Origin of the sequence: Mycobacterium sp. (genome assembly GCF_035570115.1) — a bacterium.
In the GTDB taxonomy this organism is placed as follows: Bacteria; Actinomycetota; Actinomycetes; order Mycobacteriales; family Mycobacteriaceae; genus Mycobacterium.
Window position 1 is genome coordinate 1 of the sequence record NZ_DATMLH010000119.1, and the last position, 7,506, is coordinate 7,506.

Genomic DNA, 7,506 nt, shown 5'->3' on the forward strand with positions numbered 1-7,506 from the left:
CCCCCGGTGACGATCGCAACCTTTCCGGCAAGTCTGGACATCGAGTTCTCCCAACGCCGGTCTTTTCGGTGACGCTAAAGAAAGTTAGCCTGATTCGATGCCGCGTATTGCGCCAATCCCGATGCAAGAGCTCAGCTCACACTCCCGCGAAATCGTAGAGGCCGGCGTCGCGGCCGGGCTCTATGCGACCCCGGTTCCGCTGCAGATCTTCGCGTATCGCAGCGCGCAGCTCGAACAGGTCAACATGGCCAGGACCCACCTCGGTGCCGGCACCCTGCTCGGCGGCCGGATACTGGAGCTGTTGCGTATCCGCAGCGCCCAGCTGGGCGAGTGCGAGCCCTGCAGCCAATCGCGCAAGCATGACTCGATCACCGACGAGGATGTCGCCTGCCTGCTCGCCCCAGGCCACGGCGCGCTGACGCCCCAGGAGCAGATGGCCGTCGAGTTCATTGACCTGCTCTCCGCTGATCATCACGCGATGGACGACGAGTTCTACAAGCGGCTAGGGGAGCACTTCAGTGCCGCACAGATCGTCGAGCTCGGGTTCACTTGTGCCGGGGTGATGGGACTGCACCGCTTCATCCACACCCTCGACGTCTACGGCGAGTCGAAGCCTGTCATCGCCTACTCCTCCGACCAGGTCGATTCGTCGAGGTAACTACCCGCGTTGCTGACCGAGCAGGTCGGCCCAGTTGCGCGGCACCCGATCGCGAGGACCCGGCACCGCCTGGTCCTCGGGATGGCATTCCGGTGCGGCAAGTTCGGGACCTTCGTAGTAGTCATTGGTCTGGTAGTCCCAGAACCAGTCCTCGCCCGGTTCGAACGATCGGATGATCGGGTGTCCAGTCTCTCGCCAGTGCTGTGTTGCGTGCCGGGACAGCGAATCGTCGCAGCAGCCGATGTGGCCGCAGGCCGCACACCGCCGCAGGTGCACCCACCAACCACCGGTGGCATCACACTCGGCGCAGCCAATACCGCTGGGCGGAACCGATGGGTCGACAGCGGCAGCCATCGCTATTCCCACTCGATGGTGCCGGGCGGCTTGCTGGTGACATCGAGCACCACGCGGTTGACCTCGGCCACCTCGTTGGTGATCCTGGTCGAAATCCGTTCCAGCACTTCGTAAGGCACCCGCGTCCAGTCGGCGGTCATGGCGTCCTCGCTGGACACCGGTCGCAACACGATCGGATGCCCGTACGTCCGGCCGTCACCTTGCACACCGACCGAACGGATGTCGGCCAGCAGCACCACCGGGCACTGCCAGATCTGGTGATCCAGGCCCGCCGCCGTCAGCTCCTCGCGCGCGATCGAGTCCGCACGCCGCAGCGTGTCGAGCCGCGCCGCGGTGACCTCGCCGACAATCCGGATCGCCAAACCCGGGCCCGGAAAGGGCTGGCGCGCAACAATTTCTTCCGGCAGACCCAACTCCCGCCCGACCGCGCGCACCTCGTCTTTGAACAGCAGCCGCAACGGCTCGACGAGTGCGAACTTCAGGTCGCCAGGCAAGCCGCCGACATTGTGGTGGCTCTTGATGTTTGCCGCACCGGTTCCGCCGCCGGACTCGACCACATCGGGATACAGCGTGCCCTGTACCAGAAACTCGACATCTTTGTCTCCCAATACATCCCGAACAGCGCCTTCAAAGGCGCGGATGAACTGCCGCCCGATGATCTTGCGCTTGCCCTCGGGATTGGTCACCCCGGAGAGCGCCTCGAGGAACGTCGCCTCCGCGTCGACGGTCACCAGGTTGGCACCGGTCGCCGCGACGAAGTCACGCTGCACCTGCGCGCGTTCGCCGGCGCGCAGCAGCCCGTGGTCGACGAACACACAAGTCAGCCGGTCCCCAATGGCACGTTGTACGAGCGCGGCGGCCACGGCGGAATCCACCCCGCCGGACAGTCCGCAGATCGCGTGGCCGTCGCCAACCTGGTCGCGCACCTGCTCAACCAGTGCACTGGCGATACCGGCCGGTGTCCAGTCCGCGGCGATACCGGCGAAGTCGTGCAGGAACCGGGTGAGCACCTGCTGTCCATGCGGGGTGTGCATGACCTCGGGGTGATACTGCACACCGGCCAATCGACGGGACCGATTCTCGAAGCCGGCCACCGGGGAACCCGCGCTGGTGGCCACCAGCTCGAACCCGTCCGGCGCCGAGATGACAGCGTCGCCGTGACTCATCCATACCGGCTGCGTCTCGGGCAGATCCGAATGCAGTTCACCGCCAACGACTTTCAATTCAGTTCGGCCGTACTCGCTGGTACCGGTGCGCGCGACGGCGCCGCCGAGCGCCTGCGCCATCGCCTGAAATCCGTAGCAGATACCGAACACCGGCACGCCCAGGTCGAACAACGCTGGATCCAGTTGTGGCGCGCCCTCGGCGTACACACTGGCCGGGCCACCGGAGAGCACCACCGCCTGCGGGTCGCGGGCCTTGATCTCGTCGATCGATGCGGTGTGCGGAATCACTTCGGAGTACACCCGGGCCTCACGCACCCTGCGGGCGATCAATTGCGCGTATTGCGCGCCGAAATCGACGACCAGCACGGGACGGGGCGATGCTGACTCCACCGGGCCAGTCTAGTGGCCGGTGGGGCCATCGCCGGAACGCGCGGTGCGCATGCCCGCGCCTACAGCGAGAACGCCGCGCGCAGGGCTTCGACGGCGTCGCGCTCGCCCTCAAAGGTGACGTGGCGCAGCGCCGTCTTGCGCTTGGCGTCGGTGGAGCCCAATCGCGCGGTCGCGAGATCTGCCGCGCTGGCGGTGACGATGACGTCCGGTTGGCCGTGAGCGGCCGCCATACGACCCTGGTCCATCGCGAACTCGAAACGGCGGCCGTCGATCTCGACGCGATATACCCCAGCCAAACCCGTAGTTTTGAGCGGGTCTAAGGGAATCACGAATCCGGCGAGAAACCCGGTCAACGGCGCGACCGGGCCGGCCTCAAGCGGATCCAACCGGTCCAGCCCCAGCCAGGCGATGCTCTGCAGGATTGACGGAACCCGCTGCCAGCCGGCGTCGCTGAGGCTGTAGAGAGTCCGCGCGATCGGGGGTGGCAACTCGGCGCGGTCGACGAGCCCGGCGTCCTGCAGCTCTTTGAGGCGTTCGGCGAGCAAGTTAGTCGCGATACCCGGCAGTTCGGCGCGCAAGTCGCTGTAGCGGCGCGGCCCCCCGAGCAGCTCGCGCAAGATCAGCAACGTCCACCGCTCACCCAGGATGTCGAGGCTTTTGGCGATCGGGCAGTTCTGGTTGTAGCTCTTGCGGGCGGACATGTCACTACCCTAACAGATCAGACATGTTTTTCAAGCTGTCACTTGATTTTATTGTCTATCACGTTTACAGTCCTGTCCATGCGATCTCGTCCACTGTTCAGCGATCACCCCGTCGCCGCGCTTGCCGTCATCTGTCTGAGCGTCTTCGTCATCAGCGTCGACGCCACGATCGTCAACGTCGCCCTGCCCACGCTGTCGCGCGACCTTGGCGCCGACACCGCGCAATTGCAGTGGATCGTGGACGCGTACACCCTCGTCATGTCGGGCCTGCTGCTCTCGGTCGGCAGCCTCAGTGACCGTTTCGGCAGGCGGGGCTGGTTGTCGTGGGGACTCGCACTGTTCGCGATCACCTCCGCCATTGCGGCGCAGGCGAGTTCGGCGGACGCACTGATCGCCGCGCGTGCGGCCATGGGCGTCGGCGCGGCCGTGATCTTCCCGACCACGCTGGGCCTGATCACCAACATTTTCACCGACCCGATTCCGCGCGCTAAGGCAATCGGGCTGTGGGCGGCCATGGTTGGCGTCGGAGTGGCCGTCGGGCCGATCAGCGGCGGCTGGCTGCTCGAACACTTCAGCTGGGGTTCGATCTTCCTAGTCAACGTTCCGACCGCGATCGTCGCCATTGCGGGTGGAATCCTGTTTGTTCCGACCTCTCGCGACCCCGCCGCCCCACCGGTCGATGTGCCCGGGCTGCTGCTGTCCGCGGTCGGAGTGACCACGTTGATTTACACCGTCATCGAAGCGCCCGGTTGGGGGTGGGGCAGCACGCGCGTCGTGGTTGGCTTCGCCGTGGCCGCAATCGTTCTCACGGCGTTTGCCTTGTGGGAGCGGCATAGCGCCCACCCGATGCTGGACGTGACTGTCTTCTTCAACCGTCGCTTCTCGGGCGGCAGCCTGGCCGTGACCGCAGGCTTCTTGACGTTGTTCGGATTCATCTTCGTCATCACCCAGTACTTCCAATTCATCAAGAACTACAGCGCGTTCGAAGCCGGCGTGCGCCTGCTGCCGGTGGCCGTCTCGATCGCGGTGGCCAGCATCCTGGGCCCGCGACTGGTCGAACGGATCGGCACCACCGCCGTCGTCGCCGGTGGGCTGGCGGTCTTTGCGGCCGGCCTGGCCTGGGCATCCACGGTCGACGCGGCGACGCCGTACGGCCAGATCGCGATGCAGATGCTCCTGCTCGGCGGCGGCCTCGGCCTGACCTTTGCGCCGGGCACCGAAGCGATCATGGGATCCCTCTCCGCCGACAAGGCGGGGGTCGGCTCGGCCGTCAACGACACCACTCGCGAACTCGGCGGCACGCTGGGCGTAGCGATCGTGGGCAGTGTGTTCGCTTCTGTCTACTCCGGCCAGCTCGGCTCGGCATCAGCCCTGGCCGGATTACCGGCCGATGTGCGCTCGGCGATGCAGCGCTCAATGGCTCTGGCGCACCAAGTGATCGAACAATCGCCGGCGGGGCGGGTCGGTGACCTCCGCGATGCGGTCAACCAAGCGTTCCTGGATGGCCTGCAGGTCGGATCGCTGATCTGTAGCGGTATCGCACTGACCGCCGCGGTCGTCGTTGCCGTCCTGCTGCCGGCACGAACCCGGCCGGCACCGGCCTTTGAAGCGGCGGTGCCGCTCACCGAAGCAGTCGAGTTATCCAACTAGGGAAGGAAATCCAATGGCACACTCACGCGTACTGGTAACGGGCGCCACCGGCAGGATCGGCAGCGCGGTCGCAGGCCAGCTCTTGCAGCAGGGCATCGCGACTCGGGCTCTGGTGCATCGCGACGACGAACGCAGCGCTCGGTTGCGGGCCTCCGGCGCCGAAGTCGTGGTCGGCGATATGTTTGACATCCGCCAGATTCAGGCCGCGATGGACGGAGTCGACCGGCTGTACTTCAACCCGCCGTACCATCCACACGCGCTCGACAGCGCGGTTGCCTTCGCCGTGGCTGCGCGGCGATCGAGGGTGGAAGCGGTTGTGGCGCTTGGGCAATGGCTGGCCAGCCCCGAACACCCGTCGCTGATGACGCGGCAAGCTTGGCTGACCGACAAGTTGTTCGAGCTACTGCCGGACACCGCACATGTGGCGGTCGATCCGGGATACTTCGCCGACAATTACCTGCAGCTGATCCCCTTGGCGGCCCAGCTGGGAGTGTTGCCGACACCGACCGGCGGGGGTCGAAACGCGCCTCCCTCCAACGAAGACATCGCCCGGGTCGCGGTCGGAGCGCTACTTGACCCGCACCGTCACGACGGACGCGCCTACCGCCCGACCGGACCGACGCTGCTTTCAGGAGCGGAGATCGCTGATACGGTCGGCGAGGCGCTGGGCCGAAAGGTCCGCCACATCGATATCCCCATGTGGATGTTCATGCGGGCTGTGCGCGTCAACGCCAAACGACTCGGCGCCGACCTGTTCTTCGAGTCCAGCCTGCACCACTACCTGGCGGAGTACCCGCTCGGAACGTGGGCGGTAGGCGGACCCACGACTGCGGTCCGCGACGTCGCCGGTGTCGAGCCCGAAGACTTCCTGACAATCGCGCGCCGTTACGTCACCGGCCCCGAAGCCCACCGTAGCGCAGGCAATCTCGTCCGCCAGACCTGGCAGTTCTTGTTGACCGGGCTGGTCCCGATGCACCGTTTGGACCGCTTCGAGCGACGGCAGCAGCATCCCCGGCCCGCGCATCCGCGGCTGTCGGGCCAATCCACCTTCTGGCGAAACGAACACGTCAGCCCGACCGAGCACATCATCGCGTCGGCATAGCAGCAAGGAAACCGAAATGACTGACACCCGGATCCATGACCAGTACACGACCGGACTCTCGCGACGCAATATCGAGCGCGCACTCGTCGCCGCCGGACAAGACCTCGATCACCTTGCACCCGCCGACCTCGCGCCGCTCGAGGACTTCCACACGATGGGCCGCTATGCCACAACCGAATTGGTGGATTTGCTCGCAATCGCCGACGCGGACGACGTGCTCGACGCGGGCAGCGGGATCGGCGGCACCGCCCGCTTCGTCGCCGACCGGTGCGGCTCTCAGGTGACTGCCGTGGACCTGACCGAGGAGTACTGCGACATCAACCGTTGGCTGAATCGGCTCGTCGGGCTGGACGATCGGATTTCCGTCCGTCAAGCAGACGTGACCGAACTGCCCTTCAATGACGCCACTTTCGATGTCGTCTTCAGCCAACACGTCCAGATGAATGTGGCCGACAAGTCCCGGCTGTACACCGAAGCACGCCGCGTCCTGCGCGACGGCGGCCGGATGGCAATCTGGGACATCACCTCTGGCGGACATGGCGAGCTCGAGTATCCACTGCCCTGGGCCGACCAACCCGGGTACAGCCATCTGGTCACTTCCGATGAGTTGCACAGCGTCATCACGGGCGCAGGGTTCGCTATCGAACACTGGAACGATCACACCGATCAGGCGGCCGTGCTGATGCAGACGTTTTTGACCCTGGCCCCCAACCCGCTCGGGCTGCACGCCTTCGTCACCGACTTCGCGGCCAAAGCCGCGAACCTCACGGCCGCCCTCACCAACGGACGACTCCGCGTGATCCAAGGCGTGGCCCGCGCAGTCGGCTCGACGTGACGCGCCGCGCGGCGGCGTGGCTGCCCACGATGATTCGGCTCACCGCGCTCGGATACCTGGCCTTCTTCGTCCCCAACCTGATCGTCGCGGCAACCCACCGCATCGGCACGCTGCCGCCGGTACTTGCCAGACTGTTCGACTGGGGAACGGGCGGCCTCAATGATCCAGCGGTCGCCGTCATGTTCTCAACCGTCTACGTGGTGTGGGCGATCTTCCTGTTCGGCTCCGCGCGCGACCCGAGCGCAAACCGACTGTTCCTCGACTTCAACCTCGCCGGCAACGCTGCTCACTTCGCCGTCATGCTTCTGATGGCGGTGACCATGCCCGCCGAGCACCAGCACACGGCGGGCGTGCTGGCCGTCGGCGTGATCTCCACCGTGCCGCTGGCGGCATGCTGGCTGCCGGTCCGGCGCGGCCGCTCTTGACGGATTCGTAGACGATTGACTACAGTTGTCGTCATGCAAGTGTAGTCACACGACTACACATCGGGTGAAAGGACCATTGCAATGACGATTCCGACCCCATTTCCGTCCGCATCCACGCTTACCGTGACGCAGCTGGGCAGCCGCATCGGCGCCCGCGTCGACGGCGTACGACTGGCCGGTGACCTCGACGCCGCCACGGTCGGACAGATCCGGGACGCGCTGCTG

Annotated in this window: 8 protein-coding genes and 1 pseudogene; 6 read left to right on the forward strand and 3 right to left on the reverse strand. The window is 65.8% G+C overall.

What is annotated here, in order from left to right; all coding sequences use genetic code 11:
* Positions 1-97: 97 nt before the first annotated feature.
* Entirely contained in the window at positions 98-658 is a 561-nt protein-coding gene (locus VNW74_RS11160; RefSeq protein ID WP_325676709.1) for a carboxymuconolactone decarboxylase family protein, read from the forward strand.
* Here VNW74_RS11160 and VNW74_RS11165 read toward each other — a convergent pair whose 3' ends face one another.
* From VNW74_RS11165 to VNW74_RS11175, 3 genes are read right to left on the reverse strand one after another with little or no spacing between them, the layout of a single operon-like run.
* On the reverse strand, positions 659-1,012 hold the full coding sequence (locus tag VNW74_RS11165) for a UBP-type zinc finger domain-containing protein (RefSeq protein ID WP_325676711.1): 354 nt from the start codon (positions 1,010-1,012) through the stop codon (positions 659-661).
* A gap of 2 nt (positions 1,013-1,014) precedes the next feature.
* The gene (guaA, locus tag VNW74_RS11170; protein WP_325676713.1) at positions 1,015-2,568 is read right to left on the reverse strand and encodes a glutamine-hydrolyzing GMP synthase; all 1,554 of its coding nucleotides are present in this window, start codon (positions 2,566-2,568) and stop codon (positions 1,015-1,017) included.
* A 59-nt stretch (positions 2,569-2,627) separates the two neighbouring features.
* Complete coding sequence (locus tag VNW74_RS11175; RefSeq protein ID WP_325676715.1) at positions 2,628-3,269, reverse strand: helix-turn-helix domain-containing protein; 642 nt, start codon at positions 3,267-3,269, stop codon at positions 2,628-2,630.
* A 78-nt stretch (positions 3,270-3,347) separates the two neighbouring features.
* On the opposite strand from VNW74_RS11175, the gene VNW74_RS11180 reads away from it, so the two are divergent.
* The 5 genes and pseudogenes from VNW74_RS11180 to VNW74_RS11200 form a co-directional block, all read left to right on the forward strand.
* Positions 3,348-4,919: a DHA2 family efflux MFS transporter permease subunit gene (locus VNW74_RS11180; protein WP_325676717.1), complete on the forward strand. Its 1,572-nt coding sequence runs from the start codon at positions 3,348-3,350 to the stop codon at positions 4,917-4,919.
* Positions 4,920-4,932: 13 nt separating this feature from the next.
* On the forward strand, positions 4,933-6,021 hold the full coding sequence (locus VNW74_RS11185; protein WP_325676719.1) for an NmrA family NAD(P)-binding protein: 1,089 nt from the start codon (positions 4,933-4,935) through the stop codon (positions 6,019-6,021).
* A 16-nt stretch (positions 6,022-6,037) separates the two neighbouring features.
* Positions 6,038-6,856 (forward strand): class I SAM-dependent methyltransferase, encoded by an 819-nt coding sequence (locus tag VNW74_RS11190; RefSeq protein ID WP_325676721.1) that lies wholly within the window; start codon positions 6,038-6,040, stop codon positions 6,854-6,856.
* Complete coding sequence (locus tag VNW74_RS11195) at positions 6,853-7,281, forward strand: hypothetical protein (RefSeq protein ID WP_325676723.1); 429 nt, start codon at positions 6,853-6,855, stop codon at positions 7,279-7,281. The genes VNW74_RS11190 and VNW74_RS11195 overlap by 4 nt, the downstream gene beginning before the upstream one ends.
* 81 nt (positions 7,282-7,362) lie before the next feature.
* Positions 7,363-7,506, forward strand: a pseudogene (locus tag VNW74_RS11200) (taurine catabolism dioxygenase); the annotation flags it as partial.